Origin of the sequence: Giesbergeria sp. (assembly GCF_028686475.1) — a bacterium.
Classification (GTDB): Bacteria; Pseudomonadota; Gammaproteobacteria; order Burkholderiales; family Burkholderiaceae_C; genus Simplicispira.
Map to the genome: position 1 here is coordinate 68725 of NZ_JAQUCA010000003.1, position 23002 is coordinate 91726.

Genomic DNA, 23002 nt, shown 5'->3' on the forward strand with positions numbered 1-23002 from the left:
CATAATGGTCAATATGACTATCTCTGCCCTGTTAGCCGCCTTGGTGCCTTTGGTGGCCGATTTATCGCGCGAGCTGCCCGAATGTGAACGTTACCGGCGCTTGCTGCAAGCGGTGCGTGCCTTGTTTCCATGCGATGCCGTGGCTTTGTTGCGGCTGGAGGGTGAATGGCTGGTGCCCTTGGCAATGGACGGCCTGAGCAGCGATGCGCTGGGGCGGCGTTTTCGGGTGGATGCCCATCCGCGCTTGCAAATGTTGTTACAGGCCAGTCAGCCCATGCTTTTTCCGCCCGGCAGCGATTTACCCGACCCCTACGATGGCCTGATTGATGGCCTGTGCGGGCAATTGGAAGTACACGATTGCATGGGCTGCGCCTTGGCAATAGAAGGGCAAGCTTGGGGGCTGTTGACTTTGGATGCGCTGGTGCCGGGGCGTTTTACCCCAGCGCATTTGGCCGCCTTGCAAGCCTTTGCCGATTTGGCCGCTGCCACCGTAGCCGCCACGGTACGCATCAACCGGCTGGCCGAACGGGTAGAAAACGAACACCTGCGCGCCGAACGCTACCGGCTGGCCGCCAGTGGTGCTGCTTCTGCCCACCAGCTGATGGGGCACAGCCCAGCCATGCAGCAGTTATTGCAGGAAATAGAACTGGTCGGCCCCAGTGATTTAACCGTGCTGATTAGCGGAGAAACCGGTGTCGGCAAAGAACTGGTAGCCCGGGCGCTGCACGCGCGTTCTGGCCGGGCAGAACGGCCTTTGGTGATTGTGAACTGTGCCGCCTTGCCCGACACCTTGGTGGAAAGTGAACTGTTTGGCCATGTGCGCGGCGCTTTTACCGGTGCCGTGCAAGAGCGCCAAGGCAAGTTTGAATGGGCCGATGGCGGCACGCTGTTTTTGGATGAAGTGGGCGAGCTGCCCTTACCGGTGCAAGCCAAACTGTTGCGCGTGCTGCAAAGCGGCCAGTTGCAACGCCTAGGCTCCGACCGTGAACACCATGTGGATGTGCGCCTGGTAGTCGCCAGCAACCGCGATTTGGCCGACGAAGTACGGGCCGGACGGATGCGGGCCGATATTTACCACCGCCTGAGTGTCTATCCGCTGCCAGTACCGCCTTTGCGCGAGCGTGGGCGTGATGTGTTGTTGCTGAGCGGCTTTTTTCTGGAAGAAAATCGCAACCGCTTAGGCTTGGGCAGTTTGCGCCTAGACCGCGAGGCCCAAGCCGCGCTGCTGGCCTACGACTGGCCGGGCAATGTGCGCGAGCTAGAGCATTTGATTGGGCGCAGCGTACTGAAAGCACTGGGCCGCCACCGGCCGCGCCCGCGCATTTTGAGCCTCACGGCGGCCGATTTGGGCCTGCCCGAACCGGGCTTGTCATCAGGTGGGCCAAAGGGTGTTTTGCCTTCTGCACCGCCCGCCCCTGCTGGGCCAGTAGGACAAAGTTTGCGCGCCAGCGTGCAAGCCTTTGAACGCCAATGGGTGCAAGACTGTTTGCAGCGGCATGATTACCATTGGGCTGCCGCAGCGCGTGAGTTGCAACTTGACCGGGCCAATTTAGCGCGGCTGGCAAAGCGGCTGGGCATCAGCCCGAACAGGAGCGCCAAAAAATGAAATTTTGGGACTACCAAGCCAATGCCCGCAAAGAAACCCGCCGCCTGTTGCTGGCTTTTGCGCTGGCGGTGCTGTTGTTGGTAGCGGGCGTACATGGCGCTTTGGTGTTGGCTTGGTGGCTGATGAACAGCGTGCTGCCGATGCATTTACCCTATCCAGCTGGGTTTATGGCCGTCAACATCGGCATGACCTTGTTCTTTATTTTGGGGGGCTGGTGGCTAGAAACGGCCAATTTGCGCGCCGGAGGTATCAAACTGGCGCAACGGGTGGGCGCACGCGAGGCCCGCCCCGGCAGCTCACACGCCGAGCAGCGCTTGTGCAATATCGTGCAAGAACTGTGCATTGCGGCCCACATGCCGGTGCCGCAGGTGATGGTGCTGGCGCGCACCTCGGCCATCAATGCCTTTGCCGCCGGGTGGGATGCGTCCGATGCGGTAGTGGCTGTGACCCAAGGGGCGTTAGATTACCTGAATCGCGAAGAATTGCAAGGTATGGTGGCGCACGAGTTGTCGCACCTGCACGAGGGCGATACGCGCCTGAAGATGCGGCTGGCGGGCATGGTGTTTGGGCTGGAGTTGGTGCATCATTTTGGCGATACCCTGCGCGAGCGCCGTGGCTTGGCCACCTTGTTTGGCAGCGCCATCATGGCCGTCGGTTGGCTGGGCTGGCTGGCCGGGCAGGTATTAAAGGCCGCCGTCTCGCGCCAGCGTGAACATTTGGCCGATGCGCGCGCTGTGCAATGGACGCGCAGCAAACACGGCCTGGGTGGCGTGTTACGCAAGGTGTTGGCCGAGCAAACGGTACAACAGGCGCAACGCCAGCACCTGACAGAGTTAGACCACCCCAGCGTGCAGCACATGCTGCTGGTAGAACTGGCCACCGAGCGCTGGCTAGGCCGTTACTTAGACAGCCATCCGCCCTTGGCCGAGCGGGTGCAGCGCATTTATGGCCGCCCCATGTCGCCGTTGCCACTGGTACGCATCGAGATGCCACCCGAGCCGCATGCGCCCAAACCCATCTTGCAACCCGGTCCAGACACTTTGGCTGCACAGGTGGACCCGTTTGCGCGCCATTTGTAGGCTCACATTTGTAGGCTCAGGGGTGCGATGAATAGGCGGTGTGTGGATGGCCCGCAGGTATCAACAGCACCAACAAAGCCCCAGCACCCCCTTCTACCGGGCGCGCTTGCACAAACGCCAGCACTTCTTTTTTCTGCACCAACCAAGCCTGTACCCGGCCTTTGAGTACCGGGCTTTTACCGGGTGAACCCAAACCTTTGCCGTGGATAACGCGCAAGCAGCGCAAACCACTGCGGTGCGCTTGGCGGATAAAAGCGCCCAAGGCTTCGCGTGCCTCGTCGGTGCGTAGGCCGTGCAAATCCAGCTGGCGCTGGATGCTCCAGTGCCCGGCACGCAAGCGGCGTGTAATTTCTACTCCAATACCGGGGCGACGGAAACTGAGCTGGTCGTCGGTATCGAGCAAGGTGCTGACATCAAAATCATCGCTGATGGATTCTTGCAGCACCCGTTCTTCGTCTTGCCAGAGTTGCAACGGCAATGGCTCGGGGGCGGGGTGCTTGAGGTGCAACTTATTGGGTGGCCGCAGTGGCACCACTGGCCCCACTGCGCGGTTGAATAATTGGCGTTCGGCCTCTTGGCGGGCAGCAGCTTCGCGGCGTTGTTGTGCCTCGGCGGCAGCTTGGGCTTGGGCTTGGCGCCATTGTTCGGCCACAGCGGCCAAATCTTGCAAACCATTTTCTAGGCGAATGCTGGCAGCGCGGGGTGCTGGGGCTTGTTTGTTGCGCCGGGGCCGGGCTGCTGGGGGTGTAGGTGCCGTGGCTTCGGGGTTGCGCTGCTGGCGGATGGCACGCGCCAGCACCGCGCTGGGATGGGCCAAAGCGCGCCGCGCCGCCCGCGTTAGGCGCGCTGGCGCAGGGTTGTGGTTGCTGCTGGCAAGGGCGGGGGCAGGGCTTGCACTGGGCTGCCGGTGTGCAGCTTCTAGGGCATGGGCCAGCGCAGAACGCAAAGCACCGGATTCGTGACGACTCATGCCGCTTATTTTGCGGCATCCTCGGTGCTGGGGGTGGCAGGCGCTGGCAATACCCCGGCATACAGGGTTTGTAAGCGCGCTACCACGGCATCGTCGGGATATTGTGTTTGCAGCCGTTGCAGCTCGGTGCGTAGGCGCTCGTGCGCGGCCAAATCACGCAAACCGGCCAGTAAATAAATTTCGGGGCTGTGGTCTGTGGATGGGGTGCTTTGGCGCAGGGCTTGGTAGTTTTCTTCTAATTGGGCCAGTTTGCTGCTGTCCGGTGGGGCGTTGGGGTCTAGGGGCAAGTTACGCAAGCGCACGCCCCCAATTCTGCCGGTGCTGTCGCTGCGGGGCGTGCGCGCCATTTGTTGGCTGATGGCAGTGGGCAATTGGCGCGTAGTGACTTGCGGTTGGCCACGCAAAACAACGGTTTTAGCCCGCTCAATTTGCAGCACGCCCGCTTGTTGCCATTCTTCTTGTGTGCCACTGCGGGCATACAACAGGCGCACGCTGGCCCCAGAACCCAAGCGCAGGCGGTCGCCCTCTAGCAGACGCACCAAAGGTTCTAGGGTTTGGGCTTGGGTCTTGTTGGCCAGCTCTAGCACCACATCGCCTTGCACGCCCAGCACCATCGCCGAGGGCATTTGCGCCCAAGCCAAGCTGCCCACCAGCCAGCTGCTACCGAACACAGCCCAAAGTTGCCATTTTTTCTTTATCATAAGGAAGCTCCCTTCTCAATTGCAATTACTTCAAATACTTCAGTGGGGTGGCTACGCCCACGCACGGTAATGGTGTCTGTGCGGCCCAGCACAAAACCGGGGCCAGCGGCGTGCAGGGTATCTTGGCTCGCCAGTATGACGCAGCCCATCGCTTTGGTCATACCCTCTAGCCGCGAGGCCAAATTGACGGTGTCGCCAATGGCGGTGTATTCCATGCGCTGTGCCGTGCCGATATTGCCCGAAATAGCTTGCCCCGTATGGATACCAATCCCAATGCGAAAGGCGGGCAAATTGCGTCCGGCAAAGCGCTGCTGCATCCAGCCCCCAAAATCTTCGGCCACGCTCCGCAGCTGCAAGGCAGCAATTAAAGCCCGGCGGGCATGGTCGGGGTGTTTGAGCGGTGCGCCAAACTCGGCCATGATGGCATCGCCAATAAACTTGTCAATGCACGCACCTTGCTCGGTCAGGGCGGCACAGGCGGTAGAAAAATAGTGGTTGAGCATTTCTACCACTTCTTCGGGTGTTAATTGCTCGCTGATGGTGGTGAAGTTGCGAATGTCGGTGAACAACACGGTCATTTCGCAGCGCTCGCCGCCCAATTGGGGCATGTGGTCTGCGTGGATGAGTGCCTCTACCACGCCCGGCTCGACATAGCGCGAAAACATCTGCCGAATACGCTGGCGTTCGCGTTCGCCATGCGTAAAGCGCCAAGCGTAAATGGCGACAAAGGCCAGCAGGGCCGTGAGTTGCAAATGCCCGGTAGAGAGCAAACTTTGCTGCCCCAAAGCGCCATAGCTCAGGCCAGCGGCCAACAGGCACAAGAGCGCAAACAACAGCAAACCACGCCACAGGCGCTGCTGCCACCAAAACAACGCGGCGGGCAAGACAAGCAGCAAGGCCAAGGCAATGCGCGTGCTGGTGGGGGTGGGGTCTAGCCAATGGCCTTGCAACAGTGCCTCGACGGTTTGGGCTTGGATTTCCATGCCCAGCATCAGCGGCGTTTGGCCCAAGCCGCGCCCATAGGGGGTGATGTGGACATCGTTCATGCCGCCATAACTGGCCCCCAAAATAGCTACTTTGCCGCGCAAGGCTTGCACTTGAGGCAAGCTCAGGGCATCGGGGCGCAATAAATCGCGCATGGATACCGCTGGCACCGTGCCCGGCGGCCCGGCATAAGACAGGCGCAGTCGCGCGCCAATCGCCACTGGGCGGCCAGCAAACTGCCAATGGCTGCTTGACGCAGTTTGGCCGCTGGCGTGCAAGGCCAATAAAAAGGGCAAAGAACGCAATTGCAAGCCGGTGGCTGCATCAGTGCGCGGTACGGCGGGCGAGTAAGCGCGCAACACGCCATCGGCATCGGCTTGTAAATCGGCAGCGCCCACAAAGCGCGTGATGTCGAAATCGGGCAGCGCTACCAGATAATCGGGGGCGGGTAGCAAGAGTTCATCTTTGGCCTGCATTCCGGCCACCACCACGCGCCCGCTGGCCAAGGCTTGGCGCAAGGGTTGGTCAAATTGGCGTGCCGCCAGCGTGGGTACACCGCCCAACTTGGCCAGCCATTGCTCGGGGCTGCTGCTAAATAATAAATCCAAGCCCACCACTGGCACACCAGCAGCGTGCAGGGTTTGCACTGCTTGGGCGTAATGTGGCCCCCAAAATACCAGCGGCTCATCGGGAAACTCGGCCAGTGTGGCCTCATCGAGTTTGACCAGTGCCACCCGCTCGACCGTATGGCGCTGCCCCGCCAAGCGAAACCAGCTGTCGTTGTACCACTGGTCTAGGCTTTCCAGTGCCCCTTGGTGCCAGAGGGCTTCGGACAGGGCCAGCGCCAGCAAAGTCAGCAACAGCGCGCGCAAGCCTCCGCGACTAGTGGCTAATGGGGGGGAGAATTTTTGCCAGAACATGGGTAATGCTGACACAAAATTCTTGGCGGCAGCCAGTTGGCTACGAGGCTAAAAAACTCCATACCGGTTCGGCGTGTTTACTTATGGCTACGAGGCTGGGTAATCACCAAGTGCGCGGGAAGCCTCGGGGTTCAGCCCGAGGTCGAGAGCGCGAACGGCGTAGCCGTTCTTAGGTGCTAGAATTAGTGCCCGTGTGAATAAGATTCCGAATTCTCCCACCATTAGGCACTTGAAATCCAGCACAGAAATCTCCGGTAGTTTGCCGTCCATCAGTGGAATCCGAAAGGTAGGCATCTTACTGAATAAGTCAGCGCAAGCTGATGCGGTCGGGCATGGCCGTCCTGTAGAGGGAATCCCCGCCATTCATGGCGAGGGAGGATGTCAAAGCCCAGCACCATAGCCAATTGTTGCGCCACGTCCCAGCGTTGTAACGTATCGGTGTAGGTGGGCACCAAAATGGCTAAATCTAAATCGCTATCCGGACGGGCAGTGCCTTGGATGCGGCTACCAAAGGCGTAAATGGCCAGCGCCTCGGGCCAGACGGCGCGCAATGTGCTAACAATCAGGTTCCCTGGGGCCAGCGCTTGGGTGATGTCGCTGGCAAGAGTGGTTTGAAGGCTTGCCATACTCATCGAAGATATCCCTCACACATCTAAACCAAACCCTTTTCCGCCATCGACAACGCCGCCCCCGGCGCGACAATCACATGGTCTAGCACGCGCACATCCACCAGCGCCAGCGTGGTTTTAAGGGTTTGCGTCAGGGCGCTATCGGCGGGGCTGGGTTGCACGCTGCCGCTGGGGTGGTTGTGCGCCAGCACCACGGCAGCGGCTTGGTGGTGCAGGGCGCGCAGCACCACTTCGCGCGGATACACGCTGGTTTGCGTCAGGGTACCGCGAAACATCTCTTCCAGCGCCAGCAAGCGGTGTTGGGCATCCAGAAACAGCACCGCAAACACCTCGTGGCCTTTGTAGGCCAAATGCAGTTGCAGGTAATGCTTGACGGCATCGGGTGAATCAAACACTTCGCCCTGCTGCAACTGTTGCGCCAAGGCACGCCGCGCCAGCTCTAGCACCGCCACCAGTTCAGCCCGTTTGGCTGGCCCTAGCCCTTTGATGCGTGCCAAATCCGCCGCACTGGTGTGCAGCAAGCCACCAATGCCGCCAAAGCCCCCGCGCAACTGGCCGGTGCTGGCATCTGCCATCGGCGGGTCGAGCAGCTCTTGCGCCATTTGCAGCACGTTTTTTCCGGCGATGCCGGTACGCAGCAAAATAGCCAACAATTCGGCATCGGCCAGTGCAGCCGGGCCACGGGTGAGCAATTTTTCGCGTGGCAGGGTATCGGCGGGGCGGTCTTTGAACGACATAGTGCAAGGCCTTCAGGGTTAAAGCGGCAACCGTAAAATGCTGCCAGTTTATAGAGGCTTCTTCTTATGGCAACCGTTCAACCGGGTTCGTTTCTGACCCTGCATTACCGTCTGGCGGGTCCCGCTGGCGACATCATCAACACCTTTGCCGACAAACCCGCCACGCTCACGCTGGGCAGCGGCGAGCTGTCCCCGGCAGTAGAAGAGCGCCTGTTGGGCCTAGAAGAAGGCCAACGCGCCACCTTCGAGCTGGCCGCCGGTGATGCCTTTGGCCAACACAACCCCGACATGCAGCAATGGGTAGCGCGCAAACTGCTCAATGATTTGGGCGACCCCGACGAGCGCTATGCCGTGGGCGAAGTGGTCGAGTTTGCCACCCCCGATGGCATGGCCACCTATGCCGGTGTGGTGGTGCAAGTGGGCAATGCCGATAGCGCCGATGCCATTTTGGTGGACTTTAACCACCCGCTGGCAGGCCAAGCGGTGACGTTTGAAGCCCATGTGATTGGTGTGCTGTGAAACGGCCACAAGAGATTTTGCTGGCCGAGCCGCGCGGCTTTTGTGCCGGGGTGGACCGCGCGATTGAAATTGTCGAGCGCGCGCTGCAAAAATTTGGCCCGCCCATCCATGTGCGCCATGAAATCGTCCACAACACCTATGTCGTGAATGATTTGAAGGCCAAGGGTGCCATCTTTATTGAAGAGCTTAGCGATGTGCCGCCCGGTGCCACGCTGGTATTCAGCGCCCACGGTGTCAGCAAGGCGGTACAACACGAGGCCGAGGCGCGCGGTTTTCGTATTTTTGATGCCACCTGCCCGCTGGTGAGCAAAGTGCATGTTGAAGTGGCCAAGCTGGCGCAAGAAGGCTACGAGTTCATCATGATAGGCCACAAAGGCCACCCCGAGGTCGAAGGCACGATGGGCCAGTTAGACCACGGCATCCATCTGGTGGAAGATGTGGCCGATGTGGCGCGCGTGCAGCCCAGCCAAACCCAAAAGCTGGCCGTAGTCACGCAAACCACCCTGAGTGTCGATGATGCCGCCGAAATTACCGCTGCCGTGCGTGCGCGTTTCCCCAGTGTGCGCGAGCCTAAGCAACAAGACATTTGCTATGCCACACAAAACCGCCAAGATGCCGTCAAGGTGCTGAGTGCCCAAGTCGATTTGCTGATTGTGGTCGGTAGCCCCACCAGCTCCAACAGCAACCGCCTGCGCGAACTGGCGGTTAAATTGGGTACGCCGTCTTATATGGTCGATAGCGCGGCTGAACTGCGCCCAGAGTGGTTTGAGGGCGTGAGCCGTGTCGGTTTAACTGCCGGGGCCTCGGCCCCCGAGATTTTGGTGCGCCAAGTGATAGAGCGTATCAAAGCGCTGGGGGCGGTGTCGGTACGCACCGTGCCGGGCATGGAGGAAACCATCAAGTTTCCGCTGCCCAAGGGCCTCAAAATAGAGGCAGCTGTTTAACGCGCCTCACTGTTTTTAGCTCCACAAATCCAGCGGTGGGTCGGCGGCAATGGCGCGTAGCAGGTCGGTGCGCGACACAAAGCCCTTCAACAAACCGGCATCGTCCGTCACGGGCAGGCCGGGCAGGCCGGTTTCTAGCAAGACCGTGGCCAAGCGGCGCAGCTCGGTATCTTCCGACACCGTGGGCACGGGGCTGACCATCACCTCGGCCACCGGGCGGCGCGCGCTGGCCAGCCGTTCGGCCACGTTGTCGTTGGGCGGGAGCAAATCCGCTGGCCCCATATCGGCGCGCAACAACAGGCCAATCACGCGCCCGGCTCCATTGAGTACCGGGGCCTGCCCGACGTGGTAACGGGCAAACATTTTCCATACCTCATGCACGCGCGCCGACAAGGGCACCGTCAGGGCCCCGCGCGTCATGACATCACGCACCAAGGTCAGGGGCTGGCGCTCTACCGGTGGATTGCTGCCGCGCGTATAGGCACTGAGCGCATCTTGGGTACGCAAAGCGCGCACTGGTGCAGGTGCGGGTGCAGGTGTGGGGGGGGCGCTGGCAGGAGGTGGGGGCAAAAAAGGGGGCGGCTGGGCCGGTTCTTCGCCGTGTAGGCCAGAGGCGCGGGTACGCAGCGCTTTGGGCCGACTGACACCACGCACCGCCGAAATTTTGGCCAAATTTTCTGGGCCACCCCGGTACATCTGCCCCGAAGGGCCAAAAACAAAAAACATAAGCGCTCCTAATGGCAGATGGCCGATGTTATCGGCATGGGGCGACCTAAAATCAAGCCATGCTAGACATCCTCCTCCTCCGCAAAGACCTCGCGTCGGCCATCGCCCGGCTCGAAACCCGTAAAAAGCCGCAAGCCTTCTTGAATGTGGAAGCCTTCCAATCCCTAGAGGCTGAACGCAAAACCTTGCAAAGCCGCACCGAAGAGTTGCAGGCGCAGCGCAACCAATTGTCTAAGCAAATTGGTATGCTGATGGGCAAAGGCGACAAAGACGCTGCCGAAGCCGCCAAAGCCCAAGTAGCGGCCTCTAAAACCGAACTGGAGCAATCGGCAGCGCGCCTAGAGCAAATCCAAACCGAGCTGCAAAATCTGCTGCTGGCGGTGCCCAACCTGCCGCACGAAAGCGTGCCGGTAGGCAGCGACGAAACCGGCAACGTCGAAGTGCGCCGCTGGGGCGCGCCACGCAATTTTGACTTTGCCGTTAAAGACCATGTGGATGTGGGTACGCCCTTGGGGCTGGACTTTGACATGGGCGTGAAGCTTTCTGGCTCGCGCTTTACCGTGATGAAAGGCGGCATTGCCCGCCTGCACCGTGCCTTGGCCCAGTTTATGCTGGACGTGCAAACGCAAGAACATGGCTATACCGAATGCTATGTGCCCTATGCGGTCAACGCCGATTCGCTCAAGGGCACGGGCCAATTGCCAAAGTTTGAGGGTGATTTGTTCGCGGCCAAAAAAGGTGGGCAAGAGGGCGAGCCAGTGCCCGACCATGCGGCGCTCTACCTCATCCCCACCAGCGAAGTGCCACTGACCAATTTTGTGCGTGATGTGGTGCTGGCCGAGTCAGAATTGCCCGTCAAGCTCACGGCGCATACGCCCTGCTTTCGCTCCGAAGCCGGTAGTTATGGCCGCGATACGCGCGGCATGATTCGCCAGCACCAGTTTGACAAGGTGGAGATGGTGCAAATTGTCCATCCCGAAAAAAGCTACGAAGCGCTGGAGCAAATGACCGGCCATGCCGAAGCCATTTTGCAAAAGCTGGGCTTGCCCTACCGCGTGATGAGCCTGTGCAGCGGCGACATGGGTTTTGGGGCCTCCAAAACCTACGATTTGGAAGTCTGGCTGCCCGCACAAAACACTTACCGCGAAATCAGCTCGGTCAGCAACTGCGAAGCCTTTCAAGCGCGCCGCTTGCAAGCCCGCTTCAAAAATGCCCAGGGTAAAAACGAGTTGGTACACACCCTGAATGGCTCGGGTTTGGCGGTAGGCCGCTGCTTGGTGGCGGTGCTAGAAAACTACCAAAACCAAGATGGCAGCGTCACCATTCCGGAGGCACTGCGGCCTTATTTGGGTGGTTTGGAGCTGCTGCCAGCAGGTTAAGGTAGTCTCATCTCAAGGTGGCTGGCTTTCAGGGCTGGCCTTTGGGTGTCGCCACCAGCCCATGCGTGGCGGCCCAAGCGTTGATGTCTTCTTTGCGAATGGCGGCGGCCATCAAGTCCGGGAAGGCATTGGGCGTGCAGGCAAACGAGGGCACCCCCAGCGCCGCCAGTTTGGCCGCCAGCGCTCGGTCGTAAGAGGGCGCACCTTCATCGCTCAGGGCCAGCAAGGTAATAAATTGCACGCCCGACTCCACCAACGAGGCGGCGCGGCGCAACAAGTTGGCTTCGACACCACCTTCGTACAAATCCGAAATCAGTACCAAAATGGTATTGCGTGGCTCGCGGATGATGGACTGGCAGTAACCCACCGCGCCGTTGATGTCGGTGCCGCCGCCCAGTTGCACCCCAAACAGCAGCTCTACCGGGTCATCCAGTTGGTCGGTTAAATCCACGATGCTGGTATCAAACACCACCATTTTGGTCGCCACCGCAGGCAAGGAGGCCATCACGGCCCCAAAGATGCTGGAATACACCACCGAGGCCGCCATCGAGCCACTTTGGTCGATGCACAACACCACTTCGCGCTGCGGGCTACGTGCTTTGCGCCCATAGCCAATCAGCTGCTGTGGCACGATGGTGCGGTAGTCTTCTTGCCAGTGGCGCAGGTTGGCGCGGATGGTGCGGTTCCAGTCGATTTCGCTGTGGCGTGGGCGGCGGTTGCGCTGGCTGCGGTCTAAAGCGCCCGTGACGGCCGAGCGCATCGGCTCTTCGAGCTTTTTCAGCAGTTCATCCACCACTTTGCGTACCACCATGCGTGCGGTTTCTTTGGTGCTGGCCGGAATCACGCCCGACAGCGCAATCAAGTTGGCGACCAAATGCACGTCGGCGTGGGCGCTCTCTAGCATTTCGGGTTGCAGCAGCATTTCGCGCAAATCCAGCCGTTCTAGGGCATCGCGCTGCATGACCTGCACCACTGGGGTGGGAAAGTATTTGCGAATATCGCCCAGCCAGCGCGCTACGCTGGGCGAGGAACTGCCGCGTCCGCCCCGGCGCTCGGAGGATTTACCCAGGCCATTTTTGCCATCGGCGTCGTACAAGGCCGCCAAGACTTGGTCCATTTCGGCCATCTGGCCCGAGAGTTTGCCGCAGCTGCCTTCGGCTTCGCCCCCTAAAACCAAGCGCCAGCGGCGCAGGCGTTCTTCTTCGCTGAGGGGGGGCGGGGTCTCTAGGCTGGCGGAGGTGTTGGCGGTCATGGGGCGATTCCGAGAATGGTTTGCAGCAGTGGCACCGGCAGCGCGGCCAAAGGCTCGTCCCACTGTGGGGCAACCACGCTGACCGAGGCGGCGTTGCTGTGGCCGCCTTGGCGGGCGCGCTGGCCCAAGTCTTGGCGCTCGCTGGCGCTGAAGGCGGAGAAGGTGCGGCGCACCAGCGGCAAAATGTGCGTGAAGTGGCTCTCGCCCAAGCTGCACAGCCAGTCGTTCACCAGTTGCCAGAGTTGGTTGTCGTGCAGCAGCACCATCGCGTTGCGGTTGAGGAAGCCCTCTAGCCAAGCGGCGGCTTGCAAGGGTGGCGTACCGCTGGACAGGTGCAAAGACAGGGCCGTGGCGGCATCGTCGCTGTGCCAAATGCCCTCATCCAACAGCAGGCGACCGGCCAAGCCTTGTAGTAACTCGTGGGCGGTGCTGCTCTCGGCGACCAAACGCAAGGCGCGTTGCCAAGCTTGGGTTTGTTCTTCGGCATCGCGCAGGGCCACAGCACTGTGGGCCGCCAAGATGGTGCCGCGCAGTTCGTGCGCGCTGTCGTCGTCGATGCCGCTACACGCCAAGGGCAAGCCGATGGCAGCACGCACGATGAGGCCGTCGAGCATGTGCGCCACCATGCCGGTGTCGGTTTGGCGCACGTTGCCATAACGGAACACATTCGCCAGTGGTGGCAGCGCTTCAAGCAGTTGCACCGTATCGCCATTGACGGCGGCGCGGTTTTCTAAGATGCGCGTGATGGCTTGCACTGCTGGCTCTAGGTCGGCCAACAGCACTTCTTGCACCAATCGCGATAAGGCTCCCAGAGTTTCGGCTTTTTGGGCGCGGTCCAAACTGGCGGCACAGGCCGCAGCCACCAAGGTTTGGCCCCATTGGCTGGCCTCAATCAGGCGCACCACAAATTCGGGTTGCCATTGCAGCGCCCAAATCTCGTGGAAGGTGCCTTTGGAGGATCCGCCGTTGCTGCTCGGTCGTCCCCAAGGCAGGTCTATCAGGCGCAGGCGGTGCAGCAGGTGGCTGCGTGCCAAATCGTTGGGCTGGCGCAGGTCTAAATCTAAGGTGCGGTGCGTGGCCTCGGGTTTGAGGCGCAGGGATTTTTGCTGCTGCTCTACGTCCTTTTGCAGTGGCACGGTGGGCACATCGGGCGGCACTTGCCCCATGCGCTGGCCGACCAGCAGGGCATCGGCAATGAAGTCAAGCGCCGCATCGTCACCCATCGTCAAGACGGTGCGCGTGGCTTCGTGCAGTTCTTCCAAACTGGCCTGCGGGCGTTGGCGCAAGGCGGCCAAGCTGTCGGCCAGTCGGGTGGCTTCTATCAGGTGGGCGCTGGAGCAGTCTAAGTCGCGCTCGCGCATCAGCTTGGCTACGCGGGCCAGCCAGCCTACGGTGCGCGGCGGTGCGGTCGTCGGGTTGGCATCCACGGCTTGGCCGTGCAGCCACAGGTGTTCGTACCAGCCGGGGGCTTCAATGCCTGCACCGTAGCCGCTGTCACGGCTCAGGTGGCGGTATGTCCAAGGCACCCAGGTCGATTGCACCTTGAGTTTGGGCAAGCCCTTGAGCAAGGCGTTATCCGCGCTGGCCTTGACCGTGGCTTGCAGTCCGCCCAAGTGCCAAGCTCCACACACTACGGCGATGCGCTCATGGCCTTTTTTGATGGCCTCGCGGATGCGCTGGCGCATATAGGCTTCGCGCAGTAGCTCGCGCCGGGCGCGGTAGGGGCAGGTTTCTTCGGCCTGTTCGCCCAACTCGGCGCGTAGCGTGGTCATGGCCTCGGCAATGGCAGCAAACAGCTCTTCGCCATCGCCGCGCTCTTCGACCGTGTGGTTCCACCAGCTTTCACCATCGGCATGGCCTGCGGCTTGGGCCAGCCAGTTGAGGGGGTCACTGCGGTAACTGGGTTCAGGCTCTGTGGCAGCAGCGGGGGCTGTGGCATCAGCGTTGGGTTCAGTGCCCGTATCGGTATCGGTATCGGTATCGGTTGCAGTGGCTTCGGTGGCCTCTTGGGCGGCGGCATCTTCTTCGCGCGCTTTGGCCAGCGCCAGCTGGTGCGTTAGCGGCAGGTCGATGAAGGAGGCGGGCACTTGCCGTTGCAAGGCCCAGCGCAGTGCCTGCCATTCGGGCGAGAACACGGCAAACGGGTGATAAACCGCGCGCCGGGGTTCATCCGGGCAGTAACTGAGCAGCGCTACCGGCGGCTGCATCTGCTCGGACAGCAGGGCGGCCAGCACGCTTTCGCCTTCGGGTGGGCCTTCGAGTAGCACACAGTCGGGTTGCAGAACCTCAAAGGCATGGAGCAAGCTGCGCGCGCAGCCCGGCCCGTGGTGGCGGATACCAAAATAGTGGACTTTGCTCACAGCGCTGGCCTGTTGTTATTCGAGTTCCTTGCAGGCGCGGTACAGGCTTTTCCAGTCTTCGCGCTCTTTGACCACAATGTCCAAATATTCTTTCCAAACCACGGCATCTTGCACTGGGTCTTTGACCACCGCGCCAATCAGGCCAGCGGCCACATCGTGCGGATGCAGTACGCCATCGCCAAAATGCCCGGCCAAGGCCATGCCGTTGTTAATCACCGAGATGGCTTCTGCCGTGGACAAGGAGGAGCTGGGCGATTTGAGCTGTGTTTTGCCATCCTGCGTGCGACCACTGCGTAACTCGCGAAAAATTTGCACAATGCGGCGCACTTCTTTCAGCGCGGGGGGTTCGGCGGGCAGTTGCAATGCTTGGCCCATCTCGGCCACGCGCTTGACGACGATGGAGACTTCTTCATCCTCCGACGCGGGCACGGGCAGCACCACGGTGTTAAAGCGGCGCTTCAAGGCCGCTGACAGCTCGTTCACGCCCTTGTCGCGGTTGTTGGCGGTGGCAATCACGCTAAAGCCACGCACCGCCTGCACTTCCGAGCCTAGCTCGGGAATGGGCAAGGTTTTTTCTGACAGCACGGTGATGAGCGAATCTTGCACATCAGCGGGGATGCGGGTCAACTCTTCTACGCGGGCGATTTTGCCGTCGCGCATGGCGTTCATCAGCGGGCTGGGCACCAAGGCTTTTTCAGACGGGCCGTGGGCCAGCAGTTGGGCGTAGTTCCAGCCGTAGCGCAGTTGTTCTTCGCTCGTGCCTGCGGTGCCCTGAATCAGCAGGGTCGAGTTGCCACTGACGGCAGCGGCCAAATGCTCGGACACCCACGATTTGGCGGTGCCGGGTACGCCATAGAGCAGCAAGGCGCGGTCCGTGGCCAGCGTGGAGACGGCAATTTCCATCAAGCGGCGGCTGCCGATGTATTTGGCACTGAGTTCAAAACCGTTGTCGAGTTTGTCGCCCATCAGGTACGACACCACGGCCCACGGCGAGAGTTCCCAGTTGGCCGGGCGCGGGTGCTTGTCCACTTTTTTCAGTTCTTCGAGTTCGTGGGCAAATTGGTGTTCGGCGTGTTGGCGCAGGGCGTTGGCGGTGCTCATGGGGTTCCTTGGATGGCAGGGGAGGGGGTGGTGGCGCGTGGCAGTCGGGCCAGCGCTTGGCGGGCCATCAGCAGCGGCAGTTGCTGGCGCAAGACTTGCGCGAAGGCTTGGGTGTCTTTGTCTTCGGTAGCGAGGGGGTTTTGCGCCAGCGCTTGCAACCGGGGCAGGGTGTCTGGGTGCAGCACACAGCACAAAGGGGGCAAACCCTGTTGCCGGTAATAGTGGCGCTGCAAATAGGGGGCGATTTTGGCCAGCAGTTGCTCCGACAGCGCCAGCGATAAATGCTGCCCCGGTGGGTAGGCAGCCGTTATTTGCTGCACCATCGCTTCTAGCTGGTCTGCGCTGCTTTTATCCACGCCTTCTAATTGGCGCAACCAATAGGGTTCGCGTTGCTCGGTGGGCAAGAGTGCCAGCACGGCGGCTTGGCTATCGGGCAGGGCTTTGCCGGGCCAGTGTTGCAGCAGGGCATGGCACCACGCAGCATCGGGTGCTGGGCGCAATACGTCCCACCAGGCACGCACCAAAGCATCACGCCAATCGTTTTGGGCTACCCATTGCAATAGGGCTTCGGGGGCCATGCCGGTGTGTTGCGTCCACCACACCAGCGGTACTTGCCGCGCCAGTTGGTACAGCCACCACGCGCGTTCGCCCAAACTTTCGTATTTGGGGCGCTCCAGCTCGATGCCGTGGTTTTTCCAATCCGGGTCGGCGGCTTCTGGGGGGGCAATCGTCCAAACTGCGTTTTTGCCTGATGCTTGCACACAGGCTTGCAAGCGCGCGATAGCTGCTTGGGTGATGGCGCTATCGGGCAACTGCACCAGCAGGGTGCGCGCGGTTTGGCGCACCTCGCGGCTTTTGTCTTTGTGGGCCAGGGCGGTGAGCAGCTCTTCATCGTCGGCAGACAAGCCGGTTTGCAACACGGCGAGTAGTTCGGTGCGCTCTTTGGCCGGTAAGTCGGGCAAGCTGGCTTGCAGGCGTGCGCGGGCAACGCTGGGTTGACTTTGGCGTTCTTGGCGTAGCAGTTGCAGGCGTTGGGCCAAGGTGCCTTCTTGCCAGCGGGTGTCGGCAGGGGCGGTTTCTGCGGTACCGGCGGCATAACGCCAGCTGCTATTTTGATGTGCCAACCAGCGGCCACGCTCGCCCAGCACGGCACTGACGGCTGGGCGCAGAACGCTGGCGCGTTGCGCGGTATCGAGTGCCAAGGGCAGCAAAGCGGCAGGCAAGCGCCAGCCCGCCACTGCCAGTTGCTCTAGCCAGTGGATTTGTAAGTGCTGTGGGGCTTCGGTCAGTACCCAGCGCAGGGTGGCGTGCAAAGCCGGGTCAGGCAGTGCATGTGCGTTATCAACCGTAGCGGCCACATGGCTGGCAGGTAAGGGGGTGGGCTGGGGGCGTTGACCGGCGCGCTCGCACACGGTCAGGATGCCAGCGGCTTGCAGCAGCAGTTGCGCCGGGTGTTCGGTGTGCTGGGGCAGTTGGGCCAGCAAAGCCCCTACGGCTCCGGGCAGCGGCGGCAGTTGTAGCGGTTTTTTGTCGGTGCCCACCATTGCAGGGGGCAACAAGGTTTTCCAGAGGCTGGCGGTGGCGGCGGTACTCATGCAACGGGGCTCCAAATCCAATGGCCTTCAGACCCCAAGGCAGTGAGGGGGCGCAAGTGGTTGCCATCCCATTCGCCCTGTACCGTCAGGGGGTGGCCGCCTGCCAAAGCCAGCAAGGCCCAGCCATCGTTGTCACGCAATTGCAGTGGCAAGAGCCTATCGCCCCAGTGCAGGCAAAATTGTTCGTTCTGGCGCATAAAAAGGGCCTCGTGGCAGCGCAGGGGGTGCAAACTGCCCCAAGGGTTGGCAGCGACGCGCTGCGCTACCTGTAACCATTCTTGCGCGGGCGGACTGGCGGGCGCGGGCGCTGCTAAGTGCGCCGGGCTAATGGCTTGTATCTCTGCCACCAAGGCGCGCAGGGGGGCGGCACTGGGGTAAAAGGCCAAGCTGGCTTGTACGGTGCTGAGGGCCATCCATGATTGCTCAAACACCCGACCCGGAAAGATATGGTCTAGCACCAAGGCCCGTTGCCCGGTGTGCAGGCCGTGCAGCCAGACGCGGCGTTCTATCAGGTTGCGCTCGCGTTCTTCTTGTATCACGCCCAGCACCTGCCAATGGTCGGTCACTTTATGGGCTTGGCCCAAGATGCTATCTTTGTCGATGGGCCAACCGATCAGCGCGCGCAAGTCGGCTTGGGCGTTTTCATCCAAAGCAGCACGGCGCTGGATGGCGTGGCAGGCCAGTTGTAGCACGCCCAGGCGGCGCAGCACATTTTCGGGCCATTGGGGGCCTTGCAGCAACTCTGCGCCAGCGTAGCGCAGCCGTTGGGCCAAACCGGGGGCTTGGGCATCGACCAAACGGGCGGCCACGCCGTCCCAGTCATCATGGCTGTCCGGGCTGAGGTGGCCTAGCCCTTGGGCCACTTGGTCTGACAACCATTGTTGCAATTCGGCCACGCCTTTGTCGATGCGGCTCCAGCGTTTTTGTACGCTTTTGAGGGCAGTTTCTGCGGCTTTGGGGTCAGCGGCTTTTTCGGCGGCTTTTTGTTGTTGTTTTTCTTCTTTTTTCTGCTGGCGTTCTTGGCGCGCTGCCAGATGCTCACTGACCCACTTGGGCAGCTGGCCCTGCTGAAACTGGGTTGGGTCCTTGGCCCAGAGCAGCAACAGCGCCAAACCGTGTTTGCATGGAAACTTGCGGCTAGGACAAGAACAATGGAAAGACGGGCCAGACAAATCGACCTGGGTTTGGTACAAGCCGCTGCCTTGGCATTCGCCCCAGATGGCCACCTCGCTGGCCCCTAATGAGGGCCATTTGCCCGGCTTAATCAGCCCGTTGGCGGCTTTGGCCGAGGCCGCATCGGGGGCCAAGGCGAGAACGGATTCGGTGCTGAAGAGCTGCATGGACACCTGTTAAAACGTGGATGGCAAACGCATACGCCTGCGTTGCTTTGAGAAATAGCATAGCATCGTAGCGTGCTGGGTAAACGCTCAACGTAACAAAAGGTATTGGGATGAAAGGCCGCCAGCTCAATGCCATCCTTGCCCAACTGCTCTAGCATCGGGTTGAGTTCTTGGGTTTTGAAGTCCTGCATTTCCTTGGCACTGCGTCGGTAGAACAGTTCCTCACGCTGGCGCACGTTCAGGTCGTCTGCCAACTGCCCGTTGCTGGCCTCAATGGCTTGTTGCACCCGCTTGGTGTCGATGTGGTGGTCTTGGATATTGTAGGCGGCTTCATCCCAGCGGCCTGTCTCTGGGGATTGCCATGTGGCTGGGGTTGGCTCGGCGCGGTCTTGGGAGGCTTGCCATTGGGGGGCACGGCTGAAGCGAATGTCGGGGTTGGCCTGTGTATCCAGCGACAACAGCCGGTGCAATTCGCGCGCCACTTCGGCAGAATGGGCCTTGCCTTGTTTAATCTGATTTGCTACATTGGAGCTGTCTCCTGAATTTGTTGCGCTGCCCAGTTCGGATGCTTTTGCATCAACAGCAGATACGCTCGGATTCAGGAGATTTTCTTTGAGCGCAACGCTATGAAGGTACATGCGCTGCGTGTTCTGGTCGTGATGCACCAGCACTGTGACGATATTGCTCTTGCCAGAAATCTGCACCGGCGCAGAAATGTAGAAGCTATCTTTGCGCCCATGTGATGTTTGCAACACCAATGCACCCCGCTCAATAACATCCTTCACAGCAGCAAAAGCAATCTTCTTGGCTGCGTTCGCTCCGCCATGCGCCATTGAATCGCGTGCCGATTGCTCATTGAGCGTCACTTCGCCAATCACCGGATTAACGGCTTTGCCACCCTGACGAGCAAACAAATCTGCCGCCCACCGGGCAACATCGGCATACCCGCCAGCAGGTGCATCTGCCAAATCCAAAACAGCAACTGGCTTACCTTGCAATATCTGCGCTTTCTGGATGTCGTTGTTTCCAGATACGCTGAACTTCACCCCACCCCCCACGCCCTCACGCGCCATGCTCTTGGCGTTAGCCCGTGCCACAGCAGCAATGTCGGCCACGGTCAGGCTATCTGCGCCCACAATGCCCTTCTTGTGCAGCCACGCCTTCACGGCGGCCAGCAGGTCTTGTAGCCAGCGTTTTACCGAAGCCGGTGCTTTGGCGCGGTCGTTCTCGTAGGCTTCCACCAGATAGGCGGCCACTTCTTCTGCGCTGGTTTCGCCAGCAGCATCTAACTTGGCCTGCACCGCCCGCATAAACGGGTCGGCCTTCTGTGCCTTGAGCATCAGCGCGGCGCGGTTGAACAGCGCTTTCATGCTGCCATCGGCGGCCATGTGGATGCCCACTTCGTGCATCAGCACGCCGGGGGCTGCTTCGGCAGTCAGGTTGTCGGCAATCAGGAAAGACTGGCCGGTTTGCGGGTCAAAGAAGCCTTGTACTGCGCCGTTGGAGCGCTTCACATCCAAGCCCGTGCCGCCCTGCATGGCAGCGGACAGGCTGCGCTTAATCTGCGCCACATCCCCGCCCGTCTTTTGGGCGCGGGCCTGCGCTGCGGCCTCTATGGCCTGTGCTTCGGTCTGGGCCAGCGTTACCAGCCCCTTGGATTCCAACTGGCCTAGCAGCTTGCCGTAGGCTTGGGTGATGGCGGTGCGGATGGTGGCAGCAGGGGTGCGGGGGGCTTGCTGGGTGGCACTCGGCGCTGCATTGGCGGGCATGGGTGCGCCAACAATATCCTTGCCATTGAAAGTGACGATTGTGTCGCTATCGGTCACGTCTACGGTTTGACTAGGGGCAGTGGCGTGGCGCTGTGCGTCGGTCAGTTTCTGGCGCGTCTGGGTGTTGCGGGCTTCTACTTCGCCATGAAGGCGGGAATACTCGTTTAGTTTAAGTGCCTCTATTCTCGCTACTACTCCCCGCGCATACTGAACCACATCATCGCCAAGCGCCTCGTGCAGCTCCGTGGAGTTGATGATGGCCCTTGCCTCAGACAATTCTTTTTTCTCTTGACTCATCAATATCCCAAGTGACGAGCCACCAGTCGCAAAGCCCTCGACATTTTGAATGCCGTGCTGTATTTCGTGCAGCAGCGTGGATAGCGCCTCGCGTGCAGCCATGTCGTTACTCAAGGTAATGCGCTGATTGGCCGCGTCAAAACTTCCTTTTTGTCCGCCATTGGGGTTGGTTTTGATAAATGCCACGCGCATATCTGCCAGCGCTGGGTAGGCAGCAAACAGCGCCGGGTGTTCCAGCAAGTCGGCCAGCGGCATTACCGCGTCGGGATAGCGCCCCTCGTTTATCAGTTTGCCCAAGGCTACGCCCTTGTAGCCGATGGCCAGCTTCGCATCCGCATCACTAATCTCAAAGCGCCACTTGCCGTCCTTACCCTTGTGCCAGCCGGTATCTTGGCGCACTGTCTCGGCATCTTCACCAGCATTTAGACGTTGTTGGGCGCTGGCTAGTGCGTGGGTATCTGCGCTGGCGGATTGCTGGCCAGCAAAGGAGCGGCGAATGTCGGGGTTTGCGCCGTCGAAGTCGCCGTTGTTGCCTATGGCGGATTTCACTTGGGCGGGGCTAATGGCAAGGAGTTCATAGATCGACTCTCCCTCGTAGTGGATGATTCCGTCATAGCCTGCCGCAAGAATGCGTTGTTGAATCTCCATTGGAGAGAGTGAGTCGGGCGCGGACTCACCAAAGATGCGTGGGTCTTGCCTAGCAGCTACGCCCAGTGGGTAGTCCACATTGCGCTCTACGATCACCAGCGGGTTGCGGATCTCTGCGTACAGCGGCATAACATTTCCACCGCCCCTGCTGTAGTAGCTATTCGCGTAGATGCTTGCGTGTTTGCCATCGGCAGCCAGATACGTTCCTGCTCCGAGTAAGCCCGCCCCCAAGGTGGAATCAAACCTTGACACATCGTTCTTTGTGCCGTGATACACCACCATCGGCTCGCCGGTGTCGGGGTCAACCACCTTGGATACGTTGTCTGGATTGACACGCTCAAGTTCGCGGCGTATAAAGTCGGAAAGCCCAGCGATAGGGGCGACACTTGAACCGGCTTGCTGGTCAGGACGCTCATAGGAATCCTGGGCTTTTTCTTTTGCATCGTGCAACGCAACCGCGTTGTAGTACCACTGGCCGTCAGATTGGTGACGTACCGTAAACGATGCCACCAAGTCTATGCCATCCACATCCACGCGAGCCAAAAGCGTCGAGTAACCAGCAATATCAGGCCCATCGCCACCGCGTGAAGTATTAGAGCGGGCATAAATGGATGCCGGAATCAATGCCTCAATATCCGCCACCACCAGTGATTTTGCTGGGTCGCGTGCCGAACCTCCAGACTTCTTTGCGCCAGCGCGGCCAACGCGAATAGCGCCAAAGTCTGGATGCTTGATTTCTGTTTTCTCGCGCACCATGCGGTCGAGTTCCACGGCCATCTTTTGGCGCAATCCTTCATGTGAAAGTTCGCGCCATTCACTCGGGATCCGCACCTGTAGAGGCTTCATTGCATCCAGACGTGCCTGCGCCCTCACCCCCTCCCAGTCCCCAAACCACGCCTTAAAGTTGGGCGTGCGTACCTGCACCCACTGCCCATAGGTTAGCTTGGTTTTTCCCGCTGCCTTGGCGCGGTCATAGGCTGCACGGCCACCATAGGCGCGTTCGGTCTCTTTGAACTGGCGTTGGGCGGTGGTGTCGGCAGTGCCCGTGCGGCTGAACTTGGGCGCATCGCTGGCGGCATCTTTGCCTGCATCCTCGGTGGGGCTGGCAGGTGGCGCTGCCTTTGGCGCTTCGGCCTGCTGCGCCTGCGCCTTCTTCTCGGCGCGAATCTTGGCAATAGCCTCCTTCGTGCCAGTAGGCTGCCCCACCCCACGGCTATCGAGTTCCGCCTGCAAGCGTTTAACGCTCGCACTGCTGGCTGGCCGCCCCTGCATGGCGCTTTGGATGGCTTCGGTCGAGGCTTTCTTCAGGTTCTCGTTGGCCACCACTTCGGCAATGTGCAACTCTTGCCCATCTTGGGTGATGTATGCCTCTTTGGTGCTGACCATCGAGTCAATCAGCCGGACTTCCTTGTCGTCTTGCGACAACTCAAAGCGTTCGCCCACCTG

At 60.5% G+C, this 23002-nt stretch carries 17 protein-coding genes; 5 read left to right on the forward strand and 12 right to left on the reverse strand.

The features are described 5' to 3' along the window. Window positions 1-13: 13 nt before the first annotated feature. Both norR and PHX60_RS02820 read left to right on the forward strand, forming a co-directional pair. Entirely contained in the window at window positions 14-1606 is a 1593-nt protein-coding gene (gene norR, locus PHX60_RS02815) for a nitric oxide reductase transcriptional regulator NorR (protein ID WP_300074398.1), read from the forward strand. Next, window positions 1603-2685 (forward strand): M48 family metalloprotease, encoded by a 1083-nt coding sequence (locus PHX60_RS02820; protein ID WP_300074401.1) that lies wholly within the window; start codon window positions 1603-1605, stop codon window positions 2683-2685. The genes norR and PHX60_RS02820 overlap by 4 nt, the downstream gene beginning before the upstream one ends. Window positions 2686-2701: 16 nt before the next feature. On the opposite strand, the gene PHX60_RS02825 is transcribed toward PHX60_RS02820, so the two are convergent. The 5 genes from PHX60_RS02825 to radC all read right to left on the reverse strand — a co-directional run bounded on the left by PHX60_RS02825 (window position 2702) and on the right by radC (window position 7626). After that, on the reverse strand, window positions 2702-3346 hold the full coding sequence (locus tag PHX60_RS02825) for a Smr/MutS family protein (RefSeq protein WP_300074772.1): 645 nt from the start codon (window positions 3344-3346) through the stop codon (window positions 2702-2704). A gap of 314 nt (window positions 3347-3660) precedes the next feature. Continuing rightward, a complete protein-coding gene (locus PHX60_RS02830; protein WP_300074403.1) occupies window positions 3661-4356 on the reverse strand; it encodes a hypothetical protein in 696 nt (231 codons plus the stop codon). Continuing rightward, window positions 4353-6260 carry an adenylate/guanylate cyclase domain-containing protein gene (locus PHX60_RS02835; RefSeq protein WP_300074406.1) on the reverse strand — a complete coding sequence of 636 codons (1908 nt, stop codon included), beginning with the start codon at window positions 6258-6260 and terminating at the stop codon, window positions 4353-4355. Before PHX60_RS02835 ends, PHX60_RS02830 begins: the two co-directional genes overlap by 4 nt. Before the next feature lie 269 nt (window positions 6261-6529). After that, the gene (locus PHX60_RS02840) at window positions 6530-6886 is read right to left on the reverse strand and encodes a nucleotidyltransferase domain-containing protein (protein WP_300074408.1); all 357 of its coding nucleotides are present in this window, start codon (window positions 6884-6886) and stop codon (window positions 6530-6532) included. Between the two features lie 26 nt (window positions 6887-6912). Continuing rightward, on the reverse strand, window positions 6913-7626 hold the full coding sequence (radC, locus tag PHX60_RS02845) for a DNA repair protein RadC (RefSeq protein WP_300074411.1): 714 nt from the start codon (window positions 7624-7626) through the stop codon (window positions 6913-6915). Between the two features lie 66 nt (window positions 7627-7692). Here radC and PHX60_RS02850 point away from each other — a divergent pair, with 66 nt between their 5' ends. Together PHX60_RS02850 and ispH are read left to right on the forward strand one after the other, a co-directional pair. Further along, the gene (locus tag PHX60_RS02850; protein WP_300074414.1) at window positions 7693-8145 is read left to right on the forward strand and encodes an FKBP-type peptidyl-prolyl cis-trans isomerase; all 453 of its coding nucleotides are present in this window, start codon (window positions 7693-7695) and stop codon (window positions 8143-8145) included. Next, window positions 8142-9089: a 4-hydroxy-3-methylbut-2-enyl diphosphate reductase gene (gene ispH / locus PHX60_RS02855; RefSeq protein WP_300074417.1), complete on the forward strand. Its 948-nt coding sequence runs from the start codon at window positions 8142-8144 to the stop codon at window positions 9087-9089. Before PHX60_RS02850 ends, ispH begins: the two co-directional genes overlap by 4 nt. Before the next feature lie 15 nt (window positions 9090-9104). Here the strand turns inward: ispH and PHX60_RS02860 are convergent, their stop codons facing one another. Next, window positions 9105-9815, reverse strand: coding sequence for a CBS domain-containing protein (locus PHX60_RS02860; RefSeq protein WP_300074420.1), 711 nt, complete (start codon window positions 9813-9815; stop codon window positions 9105-9107). Window positions 9816-9874: 59 nt separating this feature from the next. Between PHX60_RS02860 and serS the strand changes: the two genes are divergently transcribed. After that, entirely contained in the window at window positions 9875-11194 is a 1320-nt protein-coding gene (gene serS, locus PHX60_RS02865) for a serine--tRNA ligase (RefSeq protein ID WP_300074422.1), read from the forward strand. A gap of 28 nt (window positions 11195-11222) precedes the next feature. Here the strand turns inward: serS and PHX60_RS02870 are convergent, their stop codons facing one another. Genes PHX60_RS02870 through PHX60_RS02895 form a run of 6 tightly spaced genes read right to left on the reverse strand, consistent with a single transcriptional unit; the run spans window position 11223 to window position 22999 of the window. Then, on the reverse strand, window positions 11223-12446 hold the full coding sequence (locus PHX60_RS02870; protein ID WP_300074425.1) for a VWA domain-containing protein: 1224 nt from the start codon (window positions 12444-12446) through the stop codon (window positions 11223-11225). Beyond that, the gene (locus tag PHX60_RS02875) at window positions 12443-14806 is read right to left on the reverse strand and encodes a DUF5682 family protein (protein ID WP_300074428.1); all 2364 of its coding nucleotides are present in this window, start codon (window positions 14804-14806) and stop codon (window positions 12443-12445) included. Before PHX60_RS02875 ends, PHX60_RS02870 begins: the two co-directional genes overlap by 4 nt. Window positions 14807-14821: 15 nt before the next feature. Beyond that, window positions 14822-15907 carry an AAA family ATPase gene (locus PHX60_RS02880; protein ID WP_300074431.1) on the reverse strand — a complete coding sequence of 362 codons (1086 nt, stop codon included), beginning with the start codon at window positions 15905-15907 and terminating at the stop codon, window positions 14822-14824. Beyond that, window positions 15904-17502: a DUF5691 domain-containing protein gene (locus PHX60_RS02885; protein WP_300074433.1), complete on the reverse strand. Its 1599-nt coding sequence runs from the start codon at window positions 17500-17502 to the stop codon at window positions 15904-15906. Before PHX60_RS02885 ends, PHX60_RS02880 begins: the two co-directional genes overlap by 4 nt. Further along, window positions 17499-18842 (reverse strand): SWIM zinc finger family protein, encoded by a 1344-nt coding sequence (locus PHX60_RS02890; protein WP_300074436.1) that lies wholly within the window; start codon window positions 18840-18842, stop codon window positions 17499-17501. The genes PHX60_RS02885 and PHX60_RS02890 overlap by 4 nt, the downstream gene beginning before the upstream one ends. Further along, complete coding sequence (locus PHX60_RS02895; protein WP_300074439.1) at window positions 18767-22999, reverse strand: LPD23 domain-containing protein; 4233 nt, start codon at window positions 22997-22999, stop codon at window positions 18767-18769. Before PHX60_RS02895 ends, PHX60_RS02890 begins: the two co-directional genes overlap by 76 nt. Window positions 23000-23002: the final 3 nt, after the last annotated feature.

Bases quoted from the DNA above. Each gene is read 5' to 3' on its own strand.
- norR (WP_300074398.1), top strand. From the start codon at position 14: ATGACTATCTCTGCCCTGTTAGCCGCCTTGGTGCCTTTGGTGGCCGAT.
- PHX60_RS02820 (WP_300074401.1), top strand. From the start codon at position 1,603: ATGAAATTTTGGGACTACCAAGCCAATGCCCGCAAAGAAACCCGCCGC.
- PHX60_RS02830 (WP_300074403.1), bottom strand. From the start codon at position 4,356: ATGATAAAGAAAAAATGGCAACTTTGGGCTGTGTTCGGTAGCAGCTGG.
- PHX60_RS02835 (WP_300074406.1), bottom strand. From the start codon at position 6,260: ATGTTCTGGCAAAAATTCTCCCCCCCATTAGCCACTAGTCGCGGAGGC.
- PHX60_RS02840 (WP_300074408.1), bottom strand. From the start codon at position 6,886: ATGGCAAGCCTTCAAACCACTCTTGCCAGCGACATCACCCAAGCGCTG.
- radC (WP_300074411.1), bottom strand. From the start codon at position 7,626: ATGTCGTTCAAAGACCGCCCCGCCGATACCCTGCCACGCGAAAAATTG.
- PHX60_RS02850 (WP_300074414.1), top strand. From the start codon at position 7,693: ATGGCAACCGTTCAACCGGGTTCGTTTCTGACCCTGCATTACCGTCTG.
- PHX60_RS02860 (WP_300074420.1), bottom strand. From the start codon at position 9,815: ATGTTTTTTGTTTTTGGCCCTTCGGGGCAGATGTACCGGGGTGGCCCA.
- serS (WP_300074422.1), top strand. From the start codon at position 9,875: ATGCTAGACATCCTCCTCCTCCGCAAAGACCTCGCGTCGGCCATCGCC.
- PHX60_RS02870 (WP_300074425.1), bottom strand. From the start codon at position 12,446: ATGACCGCCAACACCTCCGCCAGCCTAGAGACCCCGCCCCCCCTCAGC.
- PHX60_RS02880 (WP_300074431.1), bottom strand. From the start codon at position 15,907: ATGAGCACCGCCAACGCCCTGCGCCAACACGCCGAACACCAATTTGCC.
- PHX60_RS02885 (WP_300074433.1), bottom strand. From the start codon at position 17,502: ATGAGTACCGCCGCCACCGCCAGCCTCTGGAAAACCTTGTTGCCCCCT.
- PHX60_RS02890 (WP_300074436.1), bottom strand. From the start codon at position 18,842: ATGCAGCTCTTCAGCACCGAATCCGTTCTCGCCTTGGCCCCCGATGCG.